Genomic DNA, 25,830 nt, shown 5'->3' on the forward strand with positions numbered 1-25,830 from the left:
GGTATTCTCAATACTCTTGTTGCTAATTCACTTTTATTACTCAAACAGAAAATGGCTAGTCTTAAAGAAGTAAAAGAGAGAATTACCTCTGTAAACTCCACGCAGCAAATCACTAAAGCCATGAAAATGGTTTCAGCGGCAAAAATGCGTAGAGCTCAAGACCGTGTAACAGGTATGCGCCCGTACGCTGATAAGCTTGCGTCTATACTTGAAAACGTTACTGCGGCACTTGGAAACGACTTTTCTAGTCCATTCGTTGAGGCACATGACGAAGTGAATAGCGTTCTTGTTATTGTAGTAACTTCAGACCGTGGTTTAGCAGGTGCTTTTAATGCCAATATCATCAAAGAAGGTTCTAGATTGTTGAATGAAGAGTTCGCAGCTCAACATAAAGCAGGTAGAGTTGAAATCTTAGGTGTTGGTTCAAAAGGTACTGACTTCTTTAAAAAGAGTGGTGTTCAGACAAACTCTGATTACGTAAACTTCTTCCACGAAGTGACTTTTGAAGAAGCTAGAAAAGCTGCTGAATATGCTATGGATGGCTATGTTTCAGGAAAGTTTGACAAGGTAGTGATTGTATATAATGAGTTCAAAAATGTTGCAACTCAGATCGTGAGAACGAAACAATTCTTACCTTTTGCCTTAGAAACGGCAGAATCTACTGATGAGAATGATGGTAACGAAGCGGATTACATCTTCGAACCTGAAAAAGAAAAAATTCTTTCAGAGTTGATTCCAAAAACGTTGAAGGTGAACTTCTATACGCATTTGCTTGATTCGAATGCGGCAGAACACGGTGCTCGTATGACTGCAATGGATAAAGCAACAGAGAATGCAGGTGAGTTATTAAAAGAGTTGAAATTAGATTATAATAGATCGCGTCAAGCAGCTATTACTAATGAAATTCTTGAAATCGTTGGTGGTGCAAACGCATTGGCTGAAGGTTAATAGCAATTCCTCATTTGAATATATAAAGTCTCAATCTTGTAAAAGGTTGAGACTTTTTTATTTATAAGATTCTTGTAACAATAAACTCTTATTTCAAGACTTCGAATGAATATTTTGTTCGCTTAGTAAACTGCTTGGCTACATGAAATATTGAAAAAAATAGCCTTATTGAGTTACTTTCAAAAAGATCTCAATAAGGCTATTATATTATTTATAATTAAAAAACTTTCCTATGCTGCAACAGCTGGTTGTTTTGGTTCCCTTTTCATAATGAATATATACCCTAAAGCACAAATACCTAATAGAAATGGATAGTAGAGGTATTGAATCACACTTAATGGAGATAATGCTTCAGCTGCCCCTACAGCTACTAAAATTTGAGCTCCATAAGGAATGATGCCTTGTGTAAAGCAGGAGAAAGTATCTAGAATACTTGCCGCTCTTTTAGGTTCAATATTGTATTTTGTACTAATTTCTTTAGCGATAGGACCTCCAATAATAATAGCAATGGTATTATTTGCAGTACACATATCTATAAACGAAATCAATAAAGCAATTCCTAATTCACCACCTTTAGTACTGTTGATTCTAGATGTAATGGCGTAGATGATATATTCAATTCCTCCATTTTTATGAGTGATGGCTACTACACCTCCAATCATTAGACAAAGGATGATAATTTCTGACATACCCATAAACCCTGTAGAGGTTGCTGAAATCAACCCCCAGATATCAAATGATCCAACCGATATACCGATTACTCCTGAAAGTAATGTACCTAAAAGGAGAACAATTAAAACATTAACTCCTGATAAAGCTCCAATTAATACAACTAAGTAGGGTATAACTTTAATAAATGAATACTCATAGCTATCTTCTAAGCTAAGTGAGAAACCACTTGTACTCACTAGGTAGATGATAATGGTAAGTATGGCTGCCGGAAGAGCAATTTTAATATTAGCCTTAAATTTATCTCTCATTTCAACACCTTGTGTTCTAGCAGCTGCTATGGTGGTATCTGAGATCATTGAAAGATTATCTCCAAACATTGCACCACCGATGACAGCTCCAAGCCCAATTCCAATCGGCATTCCTGTTTTTTCTGCAATACCTACAGCAATCGGAGCAATTGCTACTATGGTACCTACTGATGTACCTACAGAAATAGAAATGAAACAGGCGATGATAAATAGACCAGTAATTAATAAGTTGCTTGGAAGGTAAGTAAGTGCAAGGTTAACAGTAGAGTCTATTGCCCCCATACTTTTGCTCACATTGCCAAATGCACCTGCTAATAGGAATATAATACACATTAACATGATGTCACTGTGTCCCATTCCTTGTGTATAAGTGTTTATTTTTTCTTTTAAAGAAGCTTTAGGGTTCATTGATAATGCAACTACAGAAGCTAGTAAAAAGGATACTGTAGCAGGCATTTTATAAAAGTCACCTGTAATAATTGATACAGCTAAATAGCTGACCAGGAATGTTAGTAAAGGTATTAAAGCATAAGGATTCCCTTTCTTTATATTGTTTTCCAAAACGATTAAAATTTGGTTTATAGTAAAATGTAGTTTGTTGATCAGTAGCTTTTTAAGCAAAACAAATCAAACGGCTAAACTACAAAAGAATTTATACTTGGGCTGACAGCTAGCGTTAATTAATACTAATCCTTATAAATAAAAAAACTGAGGCAAAATGAATTACCTCAGTTTTGGATATAAATATAATCTGATTTAAAACTATACTAATCCTGCTTCCACTAAATATTCAGCAATTTGAACAGTGTTTGTCGCAGCACCTTTACGAAGGTTATCAGCAACGATCCACATGTTTACTGTTTTCTCTTGTGTTTCATCACGACGGATACGACCTACAAATGTTTCATCTCTATTGTGAGATGTCAACGGCATAGGATATACGTTGTTGGCAGGATCGTCTTGGATGATGATACCAGGAGCTTCTGCTAAGATCTGACGTAATTCAGCTTCATCAAACTCGTTTTCAAATTCAATGTTTACTGATTCAGAGTGACCACCTACAGTAGGGATACGAACTGTAGTAGCAGTAACCTTTACAGAATCATCTTCTAAGATTTTCTTTGTTTCGTTGATCATCTTCATTTCCTCTTTAGTATATCCATTGTCTTGGAATACGTCAATGTGAGGAAGAACGTTCAAGTCGATTTGATGAGGGTAAACCATGTTAGCCTCTTTACCAGCTCTTTCGTCGAATAATTGATCAACTGCTGCTTTACCAGAACCAGTTACTGACTGGTAAGTAGATACAACAACTCTTTTGATTTTATATTTTTCATGCAAAGGACCGATAGCTACAATCATTTGAATTGTAGAACAGTTAGGGTTTGCAATGATTTTATCTTCTTTTGTTAAAGATTTAGCGTTTACCTCAGGAACAATCAACTTCTTTGATGGGTCCATTCTCCATGCAGAAGAGTTGTCAATTACTGTACTTCCTGCTTCAGCAAATTTAGGAGCGTACTCTAACGAAGATGCACCTCCTGCTGAGAAGATAGCAATGTCAGGCTGTTGAGCAATCGCTTCCTCTGCAGTAATAACTGTATACTCTTTACCTTGGTAAGTAACTACTTTACCAGCCGATCTAGCTGATGCAACGAGTAATAATTCATCGAATTTGAAACCTCTTTCTTCGATGACATTTAGAATTTGCTCGCCAACCAATCCAGTGGCGCCTACAACTGCTAATTTCATAATATTTTGATAGTTGGTTTGTTTGAAAATAACCGCTAAGGCCGTTGAAAATTAATATTTTGGCCTTCTAGATAGATTACGGTGTAAATGTAGAAAAACAATTTTTAAATTGTTATTTATAAAACTGTTTTATACAATAATAACACATAGTGTTATAAAAAAAACAGCATCAGTATTTTCATAAGTACTGATGCTGCATTTACAAGGCGTTCTTTCCTAAAGAATGTTCTTACTATTTTTGGCTAAATCATATAGTAATTCTCTTGCTCTGTGCAGCTGTGCCTTGATGGTACCTAAAGGAGCTTCAAGTTCAGCAGCAATTTCATCGTAAGATTTCTCATCAAAATATCTCAATTTTACAAGCCTTTGATATTTTGGAGGAAGTAGACTTACGAACTCTCTAACGATCTGTATCTTTTGAGCTTTAATAGCTTCTTCCTGTGGAGTAAGCCCTGAATCTTGAATATTCATACTCATAGTATCACCATCTTTATTGGTGACTTCAGCATCGATAGAATAAGTTTCTAATTTCTTTTTACGAATAAAATCAATTGCATTATTGGACGCGATTCTAAATAACCACGTACTGAATGTGTAGTCTTTCTTAAACTTGGAGAGATTCTTAAATGCTTTAGCGAAAGCTTCAATGGTTAGATCTTCTGCATCATCTACATTTCTAACCATTTTTAATATCGTATGATATACCGATTTACGGTAACGGCCCATCAGCTGTGCGTAAGCCTGCTCATTACCTTCAATCGCTTCGTCTATTAATTCAAAATCTTCAAGCGCCTTTTGGGAAAACTGTCTGTCTAAATCCATGTTTTTCGCTTCGAGATCACAGAGGATACTCCTATTAATATTTGATATGCAATTAGCATTAGGTCCAAAATTGGTATATGCCACCACTTGATTTGCTCACCTACCATTTTGGTAAACTTCTTAAAACATACCATTATCAATAATGTCCGAATCAAGAGTAGTACTGAGAGTTGCAATAAATTTGCCATTTCAAGCGGTATCATTAGTAAATATATAAAATATACTGATATGTGCGAAGTACTTAGTGTACCTAAAATTAATTTATTTGAAAATTTATAATGATAACTTGCACTGACATGTCTAATTTTTTGTCGAAACCATGTTTTCCATTCTTTTTCGGGTAAACTATAAGTGAGTGCATTACTATCGATGATTGTGACGGTATTTTTTTTACTCGACATTTGGTTAACAAATAAGTCATCATCACCACTTAAAACACTTTTGTGTTTTTGAAAACCGTTAGCATTATCAAAAATATTTTTCGTGTATCCAAAATTTCTTCCTACGGCCATATAGTTTATTCCAATATTACTAAAAGAACTGTATTGAATAGCGGTGGAAAGCGTCTCAAACTGTGTCATGTTAGCAACCCAGTTCCCTTCTATTTTTTTATATAATCCAACACCAATAAGTATATCATACTGCTGGAAATAGGGGGCCATTGTGGCTATCCATTTATCATTTTCTACCCAGCAGTCACCATCTATAAAGAGGAAATTTTGATATTTTGCTACTGTAATACCTTGGGTTAAGGCATATTTCTTAGGACTCCAATTGGTGTCGGTTTCTTTGATTTCTACCTTTCGAATAAAGTTATATTTCTGGATGAATTGATCAACTATTTTAGCCGTATTATCAGTCGACCGATCATTAATAACAATGATTTCAAAGGATGAATAATTCTGGCCGACAAGAGAGCTTAAAAGTTTTGAAAGATTACCTGCTTCATTTTTAGCCGCTATAATAATACTAACAGGAGGTGTGGCACCTTTTTCTTGTTTTCTATTTTTCCAAAGGTTGTATGGAGCTATCCCTCCCCAAAATATAAACTGAGGAAGCAGTAAAATGAAGTAAATAAGAGTGGTGAATGTTTGAAGCTCTTCAGAAGAAGAAAATGCATGCATGGCCTATGTTTTTTGCTTTTTCTTCTTCGCTGCAGGGAAAAGGATATTATTTAAAATAAGTCTATATCCTGGTGAATTAGGATGAAGGTTAAGGTCAGTAGGTTCTTCACCCACTAAATGTTGATAATCTTCAGGATCGTGACCACCATAAAAAGTCCAAGTTCCTTTTCCATAAGTACCATGAATATATCTTACTTCATTTGCTTCACTTGTTTCTCCCAATACAATAACATCAGACTTTACAAGGTGCTTTTTAAACGCAGTTGTTTGACCCATAAAACCTTTAATGTTTTGTTCGTGGTTTTGAGTAAGCATAGTTGGAATAGGATCCCATTTAGCAGAAAAAGCAAACAACTTAAAAAAGTCATTACTTTCTGTTAATCCTCTTTCATAATACTGATTGTCGATGTCAGAATATTCATATTTATAAGGATCCATGTACAGCTTGAAATTCTTAAAAGCAAAGGTTTTGTCGTAATCTAATTTTGACTGAGCATTGGGGTCCGCTGGGTCCCCATCATACATAAAGTCGCAGATATCTACTCCTTCGGCAGATAATGCAATATCATACGTATCTGTAGCAGAACACATAGCAAAGAGGAAACCTCCACCTGCACAGAAGTCTCTGATTTTTTTAGCAACACCCAACTTCAATTGCGAAACCTTATCAAAACCATGTTTATGAGCGGATGCTTCAAACTTCTTTTGATTATCAATGTACCATTTTTGTCGGCCATACGCTCTAAAAAACTTACCATATTGTCCGGTAAAGTCTTCGTGATGAAGGTGTAACCAATCATATTTTGGTAACAAATCGGCAATTACTTCATCGTCAAAAATCACGTCATAAGGTATTTCTGCATAGGTTAAAACGAGTGTTACCGCATCATCCCATGGCATTTTAGAAGGAGGCGAATAAACAGCAATTTTAGGAGGAACATCCAAACGCATGATGTCCATATTAGATTCAGGGTGTTCTATTTCTCTTTTGATCCCCACTACTTGAGCATCTGAGATAACTTCATAACTTACCCCTCTGACAATCATTTCATTTTCAAAATCCTGAGCATATTTGAATAAGAAACTTCCACCTCTGAAATTGAGTAGCCATTCTGCTTCAACATCTTTCTGAAGTACCCAATAGGTAACTCCATACGCTTTCAAATGATTTGTTTGGGAATGATCCATTGGCACTAGTATGTAATTCGCAAAAGCAGGTGAAACCAAGAACCAAAGTAATCCCAGCAATATAAATTTAAGTTGTTTTATCTCTTTCATTAAACTCTCTCTCTTCTAACTCTCAAAGTACCATGACAAAAGATCTATAGTGATTGTTAAAGAGAAGGTTAGTAACGTACTCTTCATTCACTTTTCATAATTATACAATTATCTGATTTTCTCTTGTTTTAATACACTCTCGATCGATAATATATTAATATCATCATTGAACAATGAAAATACAATTCTTTCCTCTATTCTTTACAATTTTATACTGATTATTATGAAAGTAGAAGATGATCTATTAATTTTTGAATGTTTACGATTCAGGAAAGCTTACGATTCTTTTTTCTGTATCATGCTTAAAGGCTAACTATATAACTAATTAAAAATAATGATTCATGTACTTCAAATCGTTATTCTCTATTGTATATCAATAGGAATAATGCAGGCTCAATCGATCTATTCTACTTCTTCATTACACAAAATTGGAGCGTCTTCTTTGGGTAGAACAGATGCAAATCTATTTGTAGATGATGTTTGGTCGTCGGTGAATGCTATTGCCAATATTTCAACCCTAAAGAATACCACCGTTGGTGTCAGTCATAGACTTCCACATCATGCTTTAGCGTTATCTACTTTTGGTTTTTCTTCCATTCTACCTACTAGGAAATTTCATTTATCCGCCTCATTTCAAAAATTTGGAGATGCTGATTTTAATGAGCAATCTATTGTTTTGGGTGTTGGGAAAAAAATAGGAATTGTTCGATTAGGAGGAAGTCTGAACTTTTATCAAGTAGGAGGTGAGACTATTAGAAGACTGAATGCTATGACGTTCAACTTTGGGATTAATACAATATTGAGTGAATATATAATACTCTCATTTCATGGTCACAATATATTAAATGAGAGCTATGCTGTTGATGAATTACAGATACCAATCTCTTCTGTGTACAGATTTGGTATCGCCTATAAAATGGATCAATCGATTCATCTGAGTACCCAAATAGAAAAGGAAATGGATCAGCTTTTAACCTCTAGAAGTACAATTTCCTATCAGTTGACAGACCTTTTTAAAATATACAGTGGAATTACTTTTCCATCTGTCAGAATTGGAGCAGGTTCTCAGCTGAATTATAAACACTGGATCTTTGATTATGCATTTCAAGTGCATCAGGTGCTAGGTTGGACACATGCTTTTTCTTTATCTTATGTAATTTCTAAGTCATGAAAAAAAGTATTGTTATTGTACTTCTAACATTAAAAGTCTTTGTTGTTAGTGCTCAATCAAATGATGAAGAAATGCTATGGTTACAAAGTATCTTTCAGAAAGATAAAATGGAGATATTAACTCCTAAGGAAGTGGATTATTGGTTGTCGTTTCATAGAAATCCTAAAAACTTGAATAAGCTCAAGGCTTGGGAATTACAGACACTATTTGGTTTGACTTATGATGAAGTACAGTCTTTTCAAAAATATAAAAAGTTGTATGGTGCTTTTGTAAGTACAAATGAGTTAAATAGAATAGAAGGGTGGAATGAATCATTGACTCGGAGAGTGAAAGCCTGTACTTATGTTTCCAATTTCAATGAGGAAGGATTAAGTAGAAAAGAGCAATTGAAAGCCCCTGATTTACATTATTCATTAAGTAATTTTGGTTTCTCTACTCCGATTTCTAAAGGATTTCTTCAAGATCACTATTTGGGAGCTCCCGCTTATTTTCAACAAAAACTACTTTGGTCGAAACGGAATAATTATAGTTTCGGTCTAACCTTACAACAAGACAAAGGGGAGGTGTGGGATTGGAACCCTTCAAAAAGACATTTTGGATTTGATTTTACTTCAGCTCATTTGAGTATCCATAATGATGGTTTTCTTCAGCAATTACTTGTAGGCGATTTTCAGATGATCGGTGGACAAGGTTTAGTATTTGGAGGAGGTTACTTTTTGGGAAAAGGAGGAGATCCTATTTTAAATATTACCCGAGCAGTTTCAGAGGGAAGGCCTTACACTTCAGTAACAGAAAGCGGTTTTTTCAGAGGAGGATTGGTTACCGTAAAACCTATAAGTAATGTGAAATTAACATTGATGGGAAGTTATAAAAATATTGATGCTTATGCCTCTGATACTACAAGGGTAATCAATAATGGTTTGCATAGAACAACAAAAGAGATTGAAAAGAGAAGTCAGATTACATTAGTAAGTGTTGGGAGTAGACTTGAGAGTAGCTTTAATGCATTAAATATTGGGTGTAATTTTATTACGAGCCAGTACTCCAACTATATTGACCCAGGTGTGAGAAAAGATTCCCTTTCTGTTTTTGAAGGGAGGTATGCTACAAATTTTAGTGTGGACCTGAATTATTATTGGAGAAATTTATCTTTCTTTTCTGAAGTCGCTAGATCCAATTTTGGAGGAATGGCCTATTTGTTTTCTACCTATGTTAGTTTAAAGAAGGGGTTCGATCTTGTTTTTTCATTTCGTGATTATGCTCACAATTATGTTTCACTCTTTGGTAATGCACTTTCAGAAAGTACAAATACTACAAATGAAGAAGGTTTTTATGTTGGTTTTAAATGGAAGAAAGGCAAAAAGTTCTTACTTGAAGGATACATTGATTTATATTCTTTTCCTTTTTCTACTTATAGAAATGATGTGGGTATTGAAGGGGTTGAATTTAGAGGGAGAAGTAAATTGAAATTGAAAAATAATACGTCTCTATTCCTTAATTTTTCAACATTTGAAAGAGGTAAATACATTACAAAAGAAGACTATTTTAAATCAGTTCTCATCAAGGAAATTAGTCAAAAGCTAAGCCTCGGGGCAATTATTGAAGATCATCACATTACCTTGAAACCTCAAGTACAATTTCATTTTTATCAGGGAGAAGAGAAAAGTTTTGGATATTTACTTGCCCAGGATTTGAGTGCACAACTTTTTGATAACCTTAAATTAGATACTCGTATTGCTTATTTCTCTACGGATGACTATAATTCAAGGCTATATAGTTATGAAAAAAATCTACAGTATGTATTTTCATATCCACCCTACTATGGTAAGGGATGGAAAAATTATTTACTCTTAAAATACAGACTTTCTAAAAAGCTTCGTGTGATTGCCCGATGGTCCTATACTTTTTATCATGATCGAGAAGTAATAGGAAGTGGTTGGGATGAAATAGAAGGAAATGCTAGGCATGACTTGGCTTTCCAACTGAAAGTAAATTTGTAAAGACAATAAAAAAGCGATTTTAGGTCAATCCTAAAATCGCTTTTATTTATTCAAATAATCAGAAAAGATTATTCTTGGAAAACACCCATTGTAGAGAATTTCTCAATTCTGTTATTCTTAAGTGTTAGTGTGTCTAATTTTTCTAATTCAGCAGTTTCTGCTAAAATAGTATCTTTCATGATTTTGAACATTTCTTGAGGATTTGTGTGTGCACCACCAAGAGGTTCAGGAATAATCTTGTCGATTAATCCGAAAGATTCCATATCTTTTGCTGTTAGTTTTAAAGCTTCAGCTGCTTGCTCTTTGTAATCCCAGCTTCTCCAAAGAATTGAAGAACAAGATTCTGGAGAAATTACAGAGTACCAAGTGTTTTCAAGCATCATTACTGAATCACCGATAGCAATACCTAAAGCACCACCAGAAGCACCTTCACCAATTACAATACAGATTACAGGAACGGTCAATTTGAACATTTCCTTTAAGTTTCTTGCAATTGCTTCTGCTTGACCTCTTTCTTCTGCTTCAAGACCAGGGAATGCACCCGGAGTATCAATAAAAGTAACAACGGGCTTTTTAAATTTCTCTGCAAGTTTCATCAAGCGAAGTGCTTTTCTGTAACCTTCAGGATTAGCCATACCAAAGTTTCTCATTTGGCGTTGTTTTGTATTTCTACCTTTTTGCTGACCGATCAACATAAAAGTTTTTCCGTCGATAGTACCAAAACCACCTACCATTGCTTTATCATCTCCAAAGGCTCTATCACCATGAAGTTCCACAAAGTCATCTGTAATTTGATAGATATAGTCTAGCGTGTAGGGTCTGTCAGCATGACGAGAAAGTTGTACTCTTTGCCAACGAGTTAGGTTTTCAAAAGTACTTTTTTTAAGCTCTACGATTTTATGTTCAAGCTCTTCTATAGCTGTACTTACATCTACATTATTTTTAGATGCAAGATCTCTCATGTCTTCAAGTTTCGCCTCAAGCTCAGCGATAGGCTTTTCGAAATCTAGCAGTGTATTCTGATCCATTGCTGCGAAAAATATGATGTTTAATATTCTTTAAAAATCACTCAAGGAATGATTTATTAAAAGATTGAATTCTAAAATAATACTATTCAGAAAGCAAACATACGCAATAAAAACTTTATTGGAACAAGAAAACCGTTAAATGATATAAAAAAAGCCTCTTCCTTTCTTGGAAGAGGCTTAATCTGAGTGAGTTATAATTTTTTTTATTCTACTTCTCCTGCAAAAGCTTCAGAAATATTAAGGATGTGATCCCCGATTCTTTCCATAGAAGCAAGAAGGTCATTATAAGCTAAAATCTCACCTGTAGAAACGCCTTCAGCATTAATTTCTGAGCGATTAAGGTGTTTTCTACGTAGTTCTTTTCTTTTCTGATTGACAGCTTTTTCCGCACTTTGTGCAGCTTCTAAATTCACTTTATCCGCTTCGATATTGGATAACATGATTCCGAAAGCATTATCAACTACATTTAAAAACTCAGTTAAGTCTGTTTGTTGGTCAGTAGTTAACCAAATTTTCTCTTCGTATCTTTTCTCAATTGTAAAGGTCATGCCTTTGAAGATATCGCCAATTCTCTCAATTTCATGAGCGGCACGCATTAAGCTTTTTACTTCATCAATTTGAGAAGATGAAAGTAGTTGATCTCTTGAGATTTTAGATAAGAAGTCTGAAACCTCTTGTTCCATTCTATCTGAATTCTCTTCAACTTTACGAAGTTTTGAGATATAACCCTTTCTTTCTTTTTTATTTTCTTTGCCAGAACTGAATAAGTTTTTGGCAGTTGTTGTCTGTTTAGAGATGATTTGAGCAAAACGTTTGATTTCGTTTCTAGCTTGCTCAACACCCGCTTCATTGGCAATTGGTCTGCCATCAGAAATAAACTCAAGGCTGTATTCGTCTTGATCTTCTGTTTCTGGTACCATTTTCACTACAACATTCTTAATTGCATTAACAAAGAATATCATGATTGAAGTGTTGAGGATATTAAATGATGTATGGAAGATCGATAATGCAATAGGAACTGCTGTTGGATCTGTAGTAGGGTCTCCAAATTCCGTGTAGCCATTCATAAAGAAAATAACTCCTTTAAGGAATAATGGGTAAACTAAAAGCATCCAAATTACACCTGTAACATTGAAAATAAGGTGAGCACGAGCTGATCTTTTAGCATTTGTATTACCAACAACTGCAGCAAGGTTAGCAGTGATTGTAGTACCGATGTTTTCTCCTAACACCATCGCAGCTGCAATTTCAAATGGAATAACACCTTGATTACAAAGTACAAGCGTTAACGCCATGGCGGCACTTGATGATTGTACTACGATTGTAATTAAAGTACCAATGATAACAAATGCTGCAGGTGCAAATATTCCTAAGTTTTGGAAAGTCTCTAAGAACGATAATTGCTCTGCACTAAATGATGGTACAGCTTCTTTAAGCATCTGTAAACCAATAAATAATACTGCAAATCCAATTAAAGTATTACCCCAGTCTTTTGTTCTTTTAGAACCAGAAAACATCATCGGGAATGCAATAGCAATGATAGGCAATGCTAGCTTTGACATTTTCACTTTGAAGCCTAATATTGAGATGATCCAAGCGGTAACAGTAGTACCTACGTTGGCTCCCATAATTACGCCAATAGACTGAGTGAGGGAAAGTAATCCTGCATTTACGAAACTAACTACCATTACTGTAGTTGCCGAAGAGGATTGAATGATAGTAGTAATTAAGAATCCTGTAAAAACACCCGCAAATTTATTGGAGGTCATCGCCGAAAGAATATTTCTCATCTTATCTCCCGCAACGTTTTGGATACCTTCACTCATCACTTTCATCCCGTAGATGAATAAGCCGAGTGCTCCTACAAGCTTTAGAAACTCAAAAATTCCAAATTCCATATCTAATGTAAATACAACAAAATCAAAACCCTGATAAAAAAGCAGGGATTAGAGATCGCAAAGTAACTCAATTCCTTATTATTCTTTGATAACATCTACTTAAATTAATAATTTGTTAATCTAACCAGATTATAATAAAAAATGAGTATTCTTATTTTAGAAGTTTATTAAAAATTATCGAAAGCAAGATTGTTATTTTCAACTAGTGAAAGTATTGATCTCTTTTTCGGTGCAATATTCTTACTTTACTTTTAATAATCATAATATTACTCCTAATTGTTGGGCTAGAAATAAATATTATTAGCAACTCGGAAGGTATTTGCATGCGCTTCGATGATTGTGCTCAACTTTTTTGAATAGCCGCCGCCCATACTTGTAACCACTGGTATACCATTTTCATGGCATTTATGATAGACCATTTCATCTCTAGTTTTACAACCTTGAATGGTCATGCCTAGTTTTCCTAGTTTGTCAGTGTTCAAAATATCAACTCCAGAAAGGTAAAATACGAATTGGGGTTGTAGTGTTTCAAAAAGCTCATCAAGTTGAGGCTTTAAAATAGAAAGATAGGTGGCATCATCCATTTCATCTTCTAAAGGAATATCCAAATCAGAAACTTCTTTTTTCATTGGATAGTTATTGGCACCGTGCATGCTGAAAGTGAAAACTTCTGGAGTGTTTTGGAAAATTTCTGCGGTACCATTGCCTTGATGAACATCTAAATCCAAAATCAAAATTCTCTTATATCCTTTTTTTCGAATAAGATAATTAGCTGCTACTCCAAAATCATTGAGTATACAGAACCCTTCACCATGTTCTGAATATGCATGATGTGTACCACCGGCAATATTCATCGCCACTCCATATTTTAAAGCATACTCCACACAGTCAATGGTTCCTTGTGTAATAATGAGTTCTCTTAAAATAAGGTCATCTGACATTGGGAGGCCTATTTTGCGTGCCTCATGATAGGTCAGTGTTTGGTGCTTTAATTTTTGCCAATATTCCAAAGTGTGAGTAGTGAGAATATCTTCTTCTTTCACTGGGTTAGGAACAAAAAGGTTTTCTTCTGTAATAGTTCCCTCAAACAGAAGTTGTTCCATCAATAAAGGGTATTTATCCATTGGAAAGCGATGCCCTTCTTCTACAGGGTGTCCGTATCTTGGATGATAAGCGACTTTTAGCATTAGTAAGTTTGTGAGGATAACATGACTAGAGTACAAGCTTCTTCGGTGAAGATTCCGGCTTCAGCAGCTTTTTTGTAAAAAACAGGGTTTTCAGTTCCTGGGTTGAAAATAATTCTTTTAGGTTTTAAAGAAATGATGTAGTCAATCCACTCTTCTTGTCTTTGAGGTCCGACATACATCGTAACAGTGTCAACATCATCAATTGCAGGTTTATCATTAATGATATCAATACCATCACCTACTTTTCCTTTTTTAATTCCTAAAGGAACGATGGGATGACCTTTTTGAGTAAGTCTTTCTGCAGCAAAGAATGCGTACCTTGAAGGATTGGGAGTGGCACCTATAATGACTGTTTTTTTCATAAAGTATTGGAATGTTATATTCAAATAATGCCACAAAAATAGGCATTTCTTTCGTTTTAAATCTTAGAATATAACAAGAAGTAGGTGGTAACTGTTTGATTATTCCGTGGTTTTAGTGAACTTTGCCATCGTAAATTATTAAGCAAACTGTGTCTTAAATATTCACTTTAATACCATGTAGTAAATAATTATAGAGTGATTCTTTTCATTGACTCTGAAAGAGAAGAACTATTTATTGTAATTGGTAAAAACAATACTCAATTTTCAAATTAATAATTAACGTTGCTTATTCGTTCTTATGATTGAATTGTAATTATTGGTGTAAAACAAACTATGTGAGACGCACTTTTTTCAAACTATATCTTATGATGACAAAACTTAAAGCATTATTAATTCCTTTTTTACTAATAGTAGGGTTGTCCACTTATGCTCAAACACCGCCTCAAAAAATGAAAATGGGAAAGGTAGACCGTGAAATGGTGGCCTTGACAACTTATGAAAAAGATACTTCAGCGGTTGCTTTTGTAATAGGAGACTTTGGACATTTATCATTTACAGGTGGTAGAACCTTTTTTAGAACTGTATTATTACGACATGTAAGAATTAAAATTCTTAAAACAGAAGGATTGGACTATGCAGACGTTGTACTTCGATATTATGAAAAAGGAAACTCAAAAGAGTCAATATCTTCGATCAAGGGCTATGTGTATAATATGGTAGATGGAGAAGTGGTGAGAGAAAAGTTAGACAACGACAATATTTTTAAGGAAGATTATACAGAAAATAAAAAGGCAAAGAAAATTTCATTTACAAATGTAAAAGTAGGTTCAGTGATTGAATACTCTTATGTGAAGTATTCTGATTTTATCTATGCTCCTGATGATTGGATTGCTCAAAGAAAAATTCCAACCCTCGTAACTGATTTTAGTTTTGCCGTTCCAGAGTACCTTACTTACGAAGTAAAGAATTCAAGGTATTATAAAATTAATGAAACGAAATCATCGATATCAAGTCAATCTTACCGTTTCACTGATTATGATGAGACAATCTCACAACAAGTGAATACTCGTCATTGGCGTCATGAATATATTCCAGCTTTTGAAAAAGAACCTTATATGACATCTCCTCATGAGTATGTGGCACGTTTGGAAATGGAACTGTCAACCACAAGGAATGGAATGAATCAATATACTACAACTTGGAAATCAGTATTGACGAACCTTATGAATAGTGGTTATTGTGGTCAACAACTAACAAAAACTGCTTTTATGAAAGAGGAGTTGAATGCCATCAAAGCGAAAACGGATAATACATTAGAGAGAGCAAAGTTGGTGTACAAGCTGATTCAAAAGCGTATGACTTGGGATGAGGAATATGGTCATTATGTGAGAGAAGGAGGAACAAGGAAAGCGTATCAAAAAAGAAAAGGAAATGTGGTTGAAATCAATTTAATGTTGGTAGCGGCATTAAGGGAAGTGGGGGTGTCAGCTGCCCCATTGATGGGAAATGTGAGATCAGGTGGTAAAGTGGTACAGTTAAACCCTGCATTGACTCAACTTCGTTATGTTATTGCTTATGTTTCGGATGGAGGAAAAGAATATTTTTTAGATGCTACGGCAAAAAATTATCCGTTCAATGTACTACCTCCTCGTGCCTTGAACTATCAAGGTGTAATAATGTCTGACAATAAACATGTGAATGGCACTTTCGTATCCCTTATGCCTACTACTAAAAAAGAGTGGACAGAAACACTAAAGTTATCTGTTCAATCAGATTTGAGTATAAAAGGAAGTTACAAGGGAGTACATCATGGTTATGATGCCGTAAGTTTCCGAAAAAAATACCATTCGAGTGATGACGAAGATGAATATCTGACAAAATTAGAGGATGCTCATCCAGGGATGTTGATTGAGAATTATTCCAATTCCGGTTTGAAAAATATCAATAAAGATGTAACTGAAAGATATGATTTTGAGTATGAAAACGGACTTCAAAAGTTGGGAGATGGGTATGTTATCTACCCATTAAGATTATTATCAAAATCTCAAAGCCCTTTCAAACAGGAAAGTAGGAGGTACCCCGTTGAATTCCCTTATGCAAGAAAAGCAAAGTTCATGGTTCAAATTACTATTCCTGAGGGTTTTAGTGTAAAAGAAATGCCGAAACCTACAACAATCGGTTTGATTGATAAAAAGAGTGGAAGTTTAAGGTATTTAATTTCTCAGAATAATGGAGTTATCACAATTATGGTGGATTACAAACTAAACCGACTTGTATTTACACCTGATGAATATCCTTACTTGAAAAAATTTATTGAGGATAGTTTAGCTTTCCAAGATTCACCGATTGTATTAACTCAAAACCAATAAGAAAATGAGGTTTTTAATTTATGTCTTTCTATTTTCTTTTTCCATTCCGATGGTTTTCGGGCAAGAGGAAGATATCGATGAAAAGTTACTGAAAGGAGCAGACTTTGTAATGCTTGAATCTGAAGAAGAACTGATCGTTGAATCTGAAGAAGAAATTACCTTTCATTGCCGTCAGAAATTATTGGTACTCAATAGGGAAGGTATGGAGAAAGCACGATTGACTATCTATTATGATAACAGTGTAAAAATCACTCAACTGGAAGGCTCAATTAAGGAACCTGGGTATAAGAAACCTAAAAAGTTCAAGGATTCAGATATTTTGGATTATGCGACTAGCCCCTATGCAGGGTATGTGACGGACAATAGAGTGAAAGTCATCTCACCTGTTATCGCACGTTATCCAGCAGTGATAGAATATGAATATACAAAGAACTATGATGGAAGTTTTGTATACCCGAAATGGTATCCTGTTCAATATTATAGAGAAGCAGTCCTCTCTTCTGAGTTTACTGTCAGTTTTCCAAAAGGAATGAAGCTGAGAATCCGAGAACATAATACAACTCCTAAAACTAAAAAAGTGGTTGGAGATAAGGAGGTTTACCAATGGAGTTTAAAAGATTATTCTCCTAAAAAGAAGGAATATAAAAGTCTTCCTTTTACCTCTATTTTTCCTAATGTATCCGTTCAACCTTACAGCTTTATCTATGAGGGAACAAAAGGTAGCTTAGAAACGTGGTCCAACTTTGGAGATTACATTGTAGGACTAAATAAAGGAACGAGGGATCTTTCTCCTGAAGTGATTGCTGAAGTGCAAGAAATGACGAAAGATGCAGCGAATGATTTAGAAAAAGCTCAGATAATCTATGAGTACATGCAAAGTAAAACGAGGTATGTAAGTATACAATTAGGTATAGGAGGTCTAAAACCATTCAATGCAAGCGAAGTACATGAGAAAGGATATGGTGATTGTAAAGGGTTATCGAATTATACTTACAACTTGATGAAGGCCGTAGGTATAGATGCTCGATATATCATTATTAAAGGAGGAAGAAAGTACACCACTGTTGATGAAGAAATGGTGGGGTCACAATTTAATCACGCTATTTTATGCCTTCCGAATATTGTAGATCAAGATACAGTGTGGTTAGAATGTACTTCTCAAATGAGTCCTTTTGGTTATATTGGAAGATTCACTGGAAATAGGAAAGCACTTGTTATTGAGGAAGGGAATAGTAAGTTAGTGGATACAAAACAATATACGGCAGAGGATAATCTTCAAGAGAGAAAAACAACTGTTAAACTAAAACAAGATAAAAGCGTTTGGATACAAACTCACTTGACAGCGAAGGGTTTTCAATATGGTGGATATAATCGTTTAGAAAGAGAATCTGAAGAAGATCTAAAGAAGGAGTTTTTGAAGAAATATGCACTATCTGCTTCTGAGTTGGAATCTATTGAAGTACAGAACGATAAAAGTTATCCAGATCCTACATTTACAATGGACTACACTATCAACGTTCGAAATTACAGTAAGATCGTCAATGGAGGTATGTCTTTTAACCTATTTCCTTATAAAGGAAGTTATAGTCAACCCAAAAGGTATCGATCACGAAAAACTGATTTTGTCATTGATTACCCATATACAGATGTGGATACTGTAGATATTTATCTTTTAGAAGGGATGATACAGAAAGCATTACCTACAGCTCAATCGTTAGAGTCTGAATTTGGCAACTACTCCACATCAGTAGTTAAAAACGGAGAGAATTGTATTCGCCTTATTCGAAAGTTGACGATCAAGAGAGGAGTTTATGCTAAGGAAAAATATGGTGATTATTACAGCTTTATGAAAAAGGTGAGATCGTATGATTCAATGGCGCCTTGGATGGAATATTCTCCAGATTATAAAGATGATGAAGATGATTTGTAGTGATAACTTCCTATTAAAATACAAACGAGGTCATTTTGATTTGGTTCAAAATGACCTCGTTACTTTTATAAATAACCCCTTACAGGTTTTTAAATTTCATCTAAAAGTGCAATTGTGGTACGACGGTTTAATTGATGTTCTTCCTCCGTTTGTGCATTGAATTCAACAGGAAGAAGTTCCCCATAACCTTTTGCTTCCAATCGTTCTGGATCAATTCCTCTACTCACAATATATTCAACGGCTGCTTCAGCTCTTTTTTGTGATAACTTTAAATTGTATTTTTCTGAACCTCTATCATCAGTGTGAGAGCCCAATTCAATGATAATATTAGTATGCTGTTTTAAAAGTGTTACTAACTTATCTAGTTCTCTAGCGGCATCAGGTCGAATACGGTAATCATCGAAATCATAAAAGATGTTGTTCAATGTGATCTCACCTTCTTCGATTAATTCATCATAGAAATCTTTTGTCAATTCAACTTCAGATTCTAAAGTCCAACTGATTATTTTTTCTGGAAGGTCTTTGATATCTTCTTGATCCACTTCCTTATCAGCAGTAGTATAATAGACTGAGTCTTGGAAATATTTGTCTTTATCCCCCATCAAAATATACTCATCTCCCATTGTTAACTGCGTCTTGAATTCGTATCGCCCCTCTTTATTGGAAACTACTTTTTCAATCAGTTCCATTTCAGGAGTATACAACGTCACATCAACCCCAGCCAAAAGAATTTGTGTAGTGTCTTTGAGCGAAAATGCAGTACCCGCTAAGAAATATTTTACAGGTTTTAAGATAGGTGTTTGATCTGAGAAGAAATAAATATGGTCTGTAGCTGATTCACCTTCTCTTTCAGTTCTGCTAGAAGTGAAAGCCCCGAATCGTTTTTCCATAAAAACTAGACCGAAATCATCAGCAGAAGAGTTAAAAGGCTTACCCATATTTCTGATTCTGATTTTTTTGTTTTTACGAGTGGCTTCAAAAAGGTCTAACCCGCCTAAACCGGGGTGTCCATCTGATGCAAAATACATTTTACCTGTTGGGGCCACAAACGGGAACATATCATTTCCTCTTGAGTTGATTTTTGGTCCCATGTTTCTTGGTTTACCCCAAGTACCATTTGTATTTAACTGAGACCTATAGATATCAATACCGCCGTATCCACCTTTTCTATTGGAAGCGAAGTACAATGTTTTTCCATTGGTAGATAGTGCGGGGCTTGCATCCCAAGACTGAGGGCTACTAATATTTAATATTTTTGGTTCTGTCCATTTCCCACCTTCCAATCTTGATTCATAAAGGTCTACTTCTTTGTAATTTTCCTTATGATGACCACTATTACTTTTGGCAAAAATCATATAATTTCCTTCACGGTTGAACGTTGCGGAAGCTTCATGGAAATTAGGATTGTTGATTAAGCTGTCGAAGAAAGTAACGGTACCATTGCAGCTGTCAGCCTTATCAAAAGTGTAACGATATAGGCTAGAATACCCTTCGCCAGTACCATGATAAACTGCATTTTTACTATCTCTTGTAGAAGCAAAAATCATATCTCCTTTTAAGAACATTGGAGAATATTCAGATGCCTCGGTATTAATAGCATCACACTTTGTGACTTCAATAAATGGATCTACGACTTTAGAAAGGCTGTCTACCATATCAATCTGCTTGATTTCATCCTTCGCTCTACGAATCAATTGACGATCGCTTCCCTCTTTTGCATATCTGGAAAATAATTTCCTTGCCTTTTCATAATCCCCTTGCAGTTCTAAACCATAAGCATAATAGTAGTACATGTCCATATTTTCATATCCGCTGTCTTTCGCCTTTTTGTAATAAGGTAAGGCTTCTATCAGGCGGTTGGACAGACGGTATGCTTCAGCTATTTTAAAATAAGCTTCAGGTTTCTCCTTTTTGTATTTGTCTGAGGATACAATGTTTTCATATTTATGTATAGCAGGCTGGTATTCACCATTGTCAAAGTGCTTTTCTGCTACTGAAAGTGGAGAGGAACAGCTTCCGAAGAGGCTTGCGATTGATATTGCTATAAGGAGACGCTTCATATTTATTTAGGGCGTGCAATGGTTTGCTGAGGTTAGTAAAAAAAGACTACTGTATAGAAGTTAGGAGTTTGTTTACTTTTGTGCAAATATTGAGGTATAAAAATAGCCTTTATCCAAATAAAAATCTTGGATAAAGGCTATTTTTCAGAGTAGAGATTTTACTCTATCACTCATTTATGCATCAATCTTTCCTTCAAAGACAGGGGTTGCTGGCCCTGATAGAATGATATTGTCGTATTTTTTATCTTCCACTTTGTTGAAACCAACAGCAAGGTTACCACCTTTTACTCTTATAGCAATTGGTGAAGCCATTCCTTTTTCAATATTAGCAGCAATTGCACAAGCGGTTACACCTGTACCACAAGCTAAGGTTTCATCTTCAACACCTCTTTCGAAAGTATAAACAGTAAGTGCTTGATCACCTGTTACTTCAGCGAAGTTGACATTCGTACCTTCTTCATTGAAGCGCTCATTATGACGGATTGCTTTTCCTTCTTCAACCGTATCAAAGTTTTCTAGAGTACTTTCAAAACGAACATAATGTGGGGAACCTGTATCCATAAAATAATGGTCAGCGTTTACCTCGATTTCACCCGGAGGGTTCATTTTTAAATGTACGGTATTGGATTCGTCCAACTCAGCTTCATGCTCACCATCTGCAGCCCAGAACTTTGTTTTGGTTTCGAATAAACCTAAAGTATGTGCAAAACGAACTGCACAACGACCGCCGTTGCCACACATAGAACCAAGGTGTCCATCTGCATTAAAATAAACCATATCAAAATCATATCCTTCCTTCAAACGGATAAGGATAAGGCCGTCGCCACCAATACCGAACCTTCTATCGCATAAGAAAGCCACCTTTTTATAATCATTAATGTCAAACTTATTGTCTCTGTCATCAATCATTACAAAGTCATTTCCTGCGCCTTGGTATTTCCAGAAGTTTATCATTTTGTTATCAGATTCTATGATTTATTATAAATTATCGAAAGGATGGGTGTGATTTTAAATTTATTCACAAGTGTAGTTCCTTTACACTACAAAAATATTGAGATAATTATTGAAAAAAAAGCAAATAATTGTAGATGTGTAGGTTTACCGATAAGAATTCAAACCGTAAGAGTGTTACTTTGATGTTTAATCCGTAACTTTCGTGACAAAACAAACAGATAGAACTATGCATAGAATTGATGAATTATTTCAGAGAAAGAAAGAAGACGTCTTAAACATTTATTTTACAGCAGGTTTTCCAAAGTTAGAAGATACAAGAGTAATTCTTAAAGCACTTCAAGACTCAGGTGTAGACTTGATTGAGATTGGAATTCCCTTTTCAGATCCTGTAGCGGATGGCCCTACAATCCAAGACAGTAACCAAGTGGCTTTGGATGGCGGTATGACTATGCATAAGTTATTTGAACAGTTAGAGGGTTTCAGAGAAGAGGTACAAGTACCAGTAGTGGTAATGGGTTACTTTAACCCAATTATGCAATACGGATTAGAAAAGTTCTGTAAAGATGCTCAGAGAGTAGGTATTGATGGTATTATTGTTCCAGATTTACCAATGATCGAATATCAAATGAACTTGAAAAAGATGTTTGATGAGCACGGTATCAGAAACACATTCTTGATCTCGCCTCAAACTTCTGAAGAGCGTATCCGTGAGATTGATGAAAACACTGAAGGATTTATCTATATGGTATCTTCTGCAAGTGTAACCGGTGCAAAAACAGGAATTTCTGATACTCAAGTAGATTACTTCAAAAGAATTGAAGACATGAACTTGAAAAATCCAAGATTGATCGGTTTTGGTATTTCAGACAATCAGTCATTCAAGCAAGCGTCATCTTACGCAAATGGAGCTATTATCGGTTCTGCTTTCGTAAAATTGATCAAGGAGTCAAAGGACCTGCCTGCTGATATTAATACTTTCGTAAAAGGAATTAGAGGAGAATAATTTTTCTCTTTTTATGATATAGAAATGCTATTGGGTTTTAGGCCTGATAGCATTTTTTTATGCTCTATACCACCGTCTTTTATAGATTTTCACCTCTAACCTCTAACCTCTAACCTCATCCCTCTTCCCTACAAAGACCCCCTTCTCTTCATCAAAAATGGAACTTTCACACTTTCCAGTTTCTTATTGATAATCTGAAGAGCGGCAATTTTTCCCATATCTCTAAAAGATGCAGTAATCACTGTAATACCATCACCGCCGACCACTTCTTTCAATGGAGAATCATTATAAGAGATGATTCCTACGTCTTTACTCAATACAAAATTATTGGCCTTACAATCTTTGACGATATTGGTTAGGTCTTGGTCATCCGTACTAATATAGAGAGTGTCTTTTACAATTTCGCCGACTTTAAATTGTGAGGTGACATTGTAAGGTAAGTTGAAATGTATGCAGAAACGTACAAATCCAGACCAAATGTCTCTCAAGGCCCTGGTGCTATCTTTGGCAATGACAAGATGGATTTTTTCAAAATTGAGTATGGGTTTGATATTCTGTTGAAGAGTATTGAAAATATCTTCAGAAAAATCTTCGTACACACTTGGTATTTCTTTACTAAGGTTACTTTCTGCTCTTCCCAGCAATAACAATTTATGGGAGGGAAGGAGTTGCAGTACCTTTTCAACATCTATATCGTCTACCTGATTGAAAATGGGAATTATACCAAAATAGTTATAGTTGTTTTTCTGTTCAGTGATGATTTTCTTCAAATGTGATAAGCTACCATTATGTAAAAGTAAATCCGTTTCTAAGTGGTTCTCGGATGTTTTGACAAATGATTCATAGAGCTTTTTCTTGGAGCTACTCATTTTATTAAATATGAGTAATACTTTTATTTTTCCTAAAGACGAATTACTCATCACAAAAGTACCTTTGCCTCTAACACTAATGATAAAGTGTTCCTCTTTCAGAATTTTATAGGCCTTTTCAATTGTATCTTTTGATACATCAAGATTATAGATTAATTCATTAAAAGAAGGCATACGGTCTTCAGCCTTTAAGACACCTAGTTTGATTAGGTTTTTGAACGTATTACTTAATTGAACATACTTGGGTACATTCTGTTTACTTTCTTCTTGAAAAATGGTAGACAACTGCTCAACGTAATCAGTCATTGTTTATGCGGTAGGTGTGTTTATCGAAGTTGAGTGTTCCAACTCTTATTTGCACTATGAAGTTAAGTAGAAATTTTCAAAAAGAAATATAAAATAATATTCGGAGTACAAAATGTACGATATTTTACATTCTGAATATTATTTGGAAAGAATTGAGCATTTTTGTGGAGGGAAGAGGGAAGAATTAAGAGGGAAGAGTTAAGTATTATGATTACACTTTACTAAAAAGTATCAACAGTTTTCTTTCGATTTGACGTGAATACCGCTTTTTAGGTGTTCACAGTAAATTTTTTTAAGAATAATCTCTTCCTTCTTACCTCTTACCTCATCCCTCTTTCCTTAAATAAGAATTATATTCTCTTGAGGTTCGAAATTGGTGAAGCTATATTGGTAGCTTGATCTGATTTCCTCAGCAGTTTCGTCAAACAAGAAGAAAGAAGCTCCTAATACGGTTGTTTCTTTTTCCTGAATGGTTTGAATCTTTAAGTTGGTTTCGTTCGACTTCAATTGATTCCAATAATCGTTTTTGGCACCACCACCTACTACAGTGATTTGCTCTACTTTGAAGTTTCCTACGTCTTCCAAGATGCTTACCGCTTTTTTCAATTGCTTGCTTAAGCTTTGCATACATGACTTGAAGATGTCTCCACGATTAGAAGAAAGCTCTAATGAAGAAATATTGATCGTTTGATCCGGTTGTAACTTTGGTTGATAAACGTCTGCTTCCAAATCAGATTTCATAGCTTCCGCAATCATCGTTTGGTATACTACATCATCTGCAAGATCAGCAAAGAAAGTATTTTTCACCCATTCGATATTGGCAGATGCCATCCACTGAAGACCGATGTTGTATTGTCCTTTGGCAGGGTCAAATTCTACCGTAATTCCGTGTTCTGCTAATTCCGGTTTTAGGTTTACTTCTTTGGCTTGTACCATCAATATCTCCCAAGTACCCGAACTTAATACAGCGTTTGTCAGATCAACACCCGCACCGAATAAGGCAAACTGCGTATCATGACCAATACTCTTTACAGGAATTCCCTCAGGAAGACCTAATAACTGAGCACCACTTTGGTTTAATTCACCCACTTTTTCTCCTGCATATTTCATTTCAGGGAAAAGGTCGCGGTCTAAACCAATTTTATCTAAAATCTCTTGATCGAAATCTTGAGACACTAAATTACATAACTGAGCAGTACCGGCCATGGTGTGATCCGTATAGAACTGATCTGTCAATTTATAGCCAATCAAAGAAGAAATAAATAACCAGTGCTTGGCTTCCAAAATCGTTTCCGCTTGGTTTTCCTTGTACCAGATCATCTTATTGATGGTATTAAAACTGAATGCTCCCACACCTGTTTTCATCAATAATTCTTCTTTAGAAAAATACTTATCTATAGTATCAAGAACTGGAATAGTACGTTGACATTTCCATGAGATCACAGGACTTAATAATTGTCCGTCTTCACCCACAAAAGCACCATCTACACCAAATGTGCTGATACCAATGCTCGCAATTCTTTTATGGTCTACTAATTCGATTACTTTTTGAGAACAGTAGCTTAGCTTGTCCATAATTTCCTCAATGTCCCAGATCGTATACTCTTCGTTCGAAGGATCAGGTCTAGAGTTATTATTTACAGCGTATTTTGCAACTACTTGTCCTTCTTTATCAAGGATAATGGCTCTGATATTTGTCGCTCCACAATCCAGAACAACCGCTAAATCTTTTGTCATAATAGATTAATTTTTTAATGAAAAAAGGCTACCAAAATTGATAGCCTTCAGA

General features: G+C 35.1%; 19 protein-coding genes. 6 read left to right on the plus strand and 13 right to left on the minus strand.

Annotated elements, in window-relative coordinates; all coding sequences use genetic code 11:
• Positions 1–51: 51 nt before the first annotated feature.
• Positions 52–948, plus strand: a complete 897-nt coding sequence (gene atpG, locus PL77_RS06865) for an ATP synthase F1 subunit gamma (protein ID WP_044203152.1) — start codon at positions 52–54, stop codon at positions 946–948.
• A 230-nt stretch (positions 949–1,178) separates the two neighbouring features.
• Here atpG and PL77_RS06870 read toward each other — a convergent pair whose 3' ends face one another.
• The 5 genes from PL77_RS06870 to PL77_RS06890 form a co-directional block, all read right to left on the minus strand.
• On the minus strand, positions 1,179–2,489 hold the full coding sequence (locus PL77_RS06870; RefSeq protein WP_044203154.1) for a Na+/H+ antiporter NhaC family protein: 1,311 nt from the start codon (positions 2,487–2,489) through the stop codon (positions 1,179–1,181).
• 201 nt (positions 2,490–2,690) lie between these two features.
• Positions 2,691–3,680 carry an aspartate-semialdehyde dehydrogenase gene (locus tag PL77_RS06875; RefSeq protein ID WP_044203155.1) on the minus strand — a complete coding sequence of 330 codons (990 nt, stop codon included), beginning with the start codon at positions 3,678–3,680 and terminating at the stop codon, positions 2,691–2,693.
• Between the two features lie 216 nt (positions 3,681–3,896).
• The gene (locus PL77_RS06880) at positions 3,897–4,502 is read right to left on the minus strand and encodes an RNA polymerase sigma factor (RefSeq protein ID WP_044203156.1); all 606 of its coding nucleotides are present in this window, start codon (positions 4,500–4,502) and stop codon (positions 3,897–3,899) included.
• Positions 4,493–5,626, minus strand: coding sequence for a glycosyltransferase (locus tag PL77_RS06885; protein WP_052444231.1), 1,134 nt, complete (start codon positions 5,624–5,626; stop codon positions 4,493–4,495). The genes PL77_RS06880 and PL77_RS06885 overlap by 10 nt, the downstream gene beginning before the upstream one ends.
• Positions 5,627–5,629: 3 nt before the next feature.
• Positions 5,630–6,904, minus strand: coding sequence for a hypothetical protein (locus PL77_RS06890; RefSeq protein WP_044203158.1), 1,275 nt, complete (start codon positions 6,902–6,904; stop codon positions 5,630–5,632).
• A 334-nt stretch (positions 6,905–7,238) separates the two neighbouring features.
• On the opposite strand from PL77_RS06890, the gene PL77_RS06895 reads away from it, so the two are divergent.
• Both PL77_RS06895 and PL77_RS06900 read left to right on the plus strand, forming a co-directional pair.
• The gene (locus tag PL77_RS06895) at positions 7,239–8,075 is read left to right on the plus strand and encodes a hypothetical protein (protein WP_156152279.1); all 837 of its coding nucleotides are present in this window, start codon (positions 7,239–7,241) and stop codon (positions 8,073–8,075) included.
• The gene (locus PL77_RS06900; protein WP_044203161.1) at positions 8,072–10,075 is read left to right on the plus strand and encodes a hypothetical protein; all 2,004 of its coding nucleotides are present in this window, start codon (positions 8,072–8,074) and stop codon (positions 10,073–10,075) included. Before PL77_RS06895 ends, PL77_RS06900 begins: the two co-directional genes overlap by 4 nt.
• Before the next feature lie 68 nt (positions 10,076–10,143).
• Here PL77_RS06900 and PL77_RS06905 read toward each other — a convergent pair whose 3' ends face one another.
• The 4 genes from PL77_RS06905 to PL77_RS06920 all read right to left on the minus strand — a co-directional run bounded on the left by PL77_RS06905 (position 10,144) and on the right by PL77_RS06920 (position 14,550).
• Positions 10,144–11,103: an acetyl-CoA carboxylase carboxyltransferase subunit alpha gene (locus PL77_RS06905; RefSeq protein WP_044203162.1), complete on the minus strand. Its 960-nt coding sequence runs from the start codon at positions 11,101–11,103 to the stop codon at positions 10,144–10,146.
• Positions 11,104–11,306: 203 nt separating this feature from the next.
• A complete protein-coding gene (locus PL77_RS06910; RefSeq protein ID WP_044203164.1) occupies positions 11,307–13,001 on the minus strand; it encodes a Na/Pi cotransporter family protein in 1,695 nt (564 codons plus the stop codon).
• Between the two features lie 284 nt (positions 13,002–13,285).
• Entirely contained in the window at positions 13,286–14,188 is a 903-nt protein-coding gene (locus tag PL77_RS06915; protein WP_044203165.1) for a histone deacetylase, read from the minus strand.
• The gene (locus PL77_RS06920; RefSeq protein WP_044203167.1) at positions 14,188–14,550 is read right to left on the minus strand and encodes a CoA-binding protein; all 363 of its coding nucleotides are present in this window, start codon (positions 14,548–14,550) and stop codon (positions 14,188–14,190) included. The genes PL77_RS06915 and PL77_RS06920 overlap by 1 nt, the downstream gene beginning before the upstream one ends.
• A 365-nt stretch (positions 14,551–14,915) precedes the next feature.
• On the opposite strand from PL77_RS06920, the gene PL77_RS06925 reads away from it, so the two are divergent.
• Together PL77_RS06925 and PL77_RS06930 are read left to right on the plus strand one after the other, a co-directional pair.
• Entirely contained in the window at positions 14,916–16,919 is a 2,004-nt protein-coding gene (locus tag PL77_RS06925; protein ID WP_082026430.1) for a DUF3857 domain-containing protein, read from the plus strand.
• Between the two features lie 4 nt (positions 16,920–16,923).
• Positions 16,924–18,849 carry a DUF3857 domain-containing protein gene (locus PL77_RS06930; protein ID WP_082026431.1) on the plus strand — a complete coding sequence of 642 codons (1,926 nt, stop codon included), beginning with the start codon at positions 16,924–16,926 and terminating at the stop codon, positions 18,847–18,849.
• A gap of 89 nt (positions 18,850–18,938) precedes the next feature.
• Here the strand turns inward: PL77_RS06930 and PL77_RS06935 are convergent, their stop codons facing one another.
• The gene (locus tag PL77_RS06935; protein WP_052444232.1) at positions 18,939–20,909 is read right to left on the minus strand and encodes an OmpA family protein; all 1,971 of its coding nucleotides are present in this window, start codon (positions 20,907–20,909) and stop codon (positions 18,939–18,941) included.
• Between the two features lie 174 nt (positions 20,910–21,083).
• The gene (dapF, locus tag PL77_RS06940; RefSeq protein WP_044203175.1) at positions 21,084–21,863 is read right to left on the minus strand and encodes a diaminopimelate epimerase; all 780 of its coding nucleotides are present in this window, start codon (positions 21,861–21,863) and stop codon (positions 21,084–21,086) included.
• Positions 21,864–22,089: 226 nt separating this feature from the next.
• On the opposite strand from dapF, the gene trpA reads away from it, so the two are divergent.
• The gene (gene trpA / locus PL77_RS06945) at positions 22,090–22,866 is read left to right on the plus strand and encodes a tryptophan synthase subunit alpha (RefSeq protein ID WP_044203177.1); all 777 of its coding nucleotides are present in this window, start codon (positions 22,090–22,092) and stop codon (positions 22,864–22,866) included.
• 128 nt (positions 22,867–22,994) lie between these two features.
• On the opposite strand, the gene PL77_RS06950 is transcribed toward trpA, so the two are convergent.
• Positions 22,995–24,041, minus strand: a complete 1,047-nt coding sequence (locus PL77_RS06950; RefSeq protein ID WP_044203181.1) for a GntR family transcriptional regulator — start codon at positions 24,039–24,041, stop codon at positions 22,995–22,997.
• 339 nt (positions 24,042–24,380) lie between these two features.
• A complete protein-coding gene (gene fucK, locus PL77_RS06955) occupies positions 24,381–25,778 on the minus strand; it encodes an L-fuculokinase (RefSeq protein ID WP_044203183.1) in 1,398 nt (465 codons plus the stop codon).
• Positions 25,779–25,830 lie beyond the last annotated feature (52 nt).

Origin of the sequence: Flammeovirga sp. OC4, assembly GCF_000812565.1 — a bacterium.
GTDB lineage: Bacteria > Bacteroidota > Bacteroidia > Cytophagales > Flammeovirgaceae > Flammeovirga.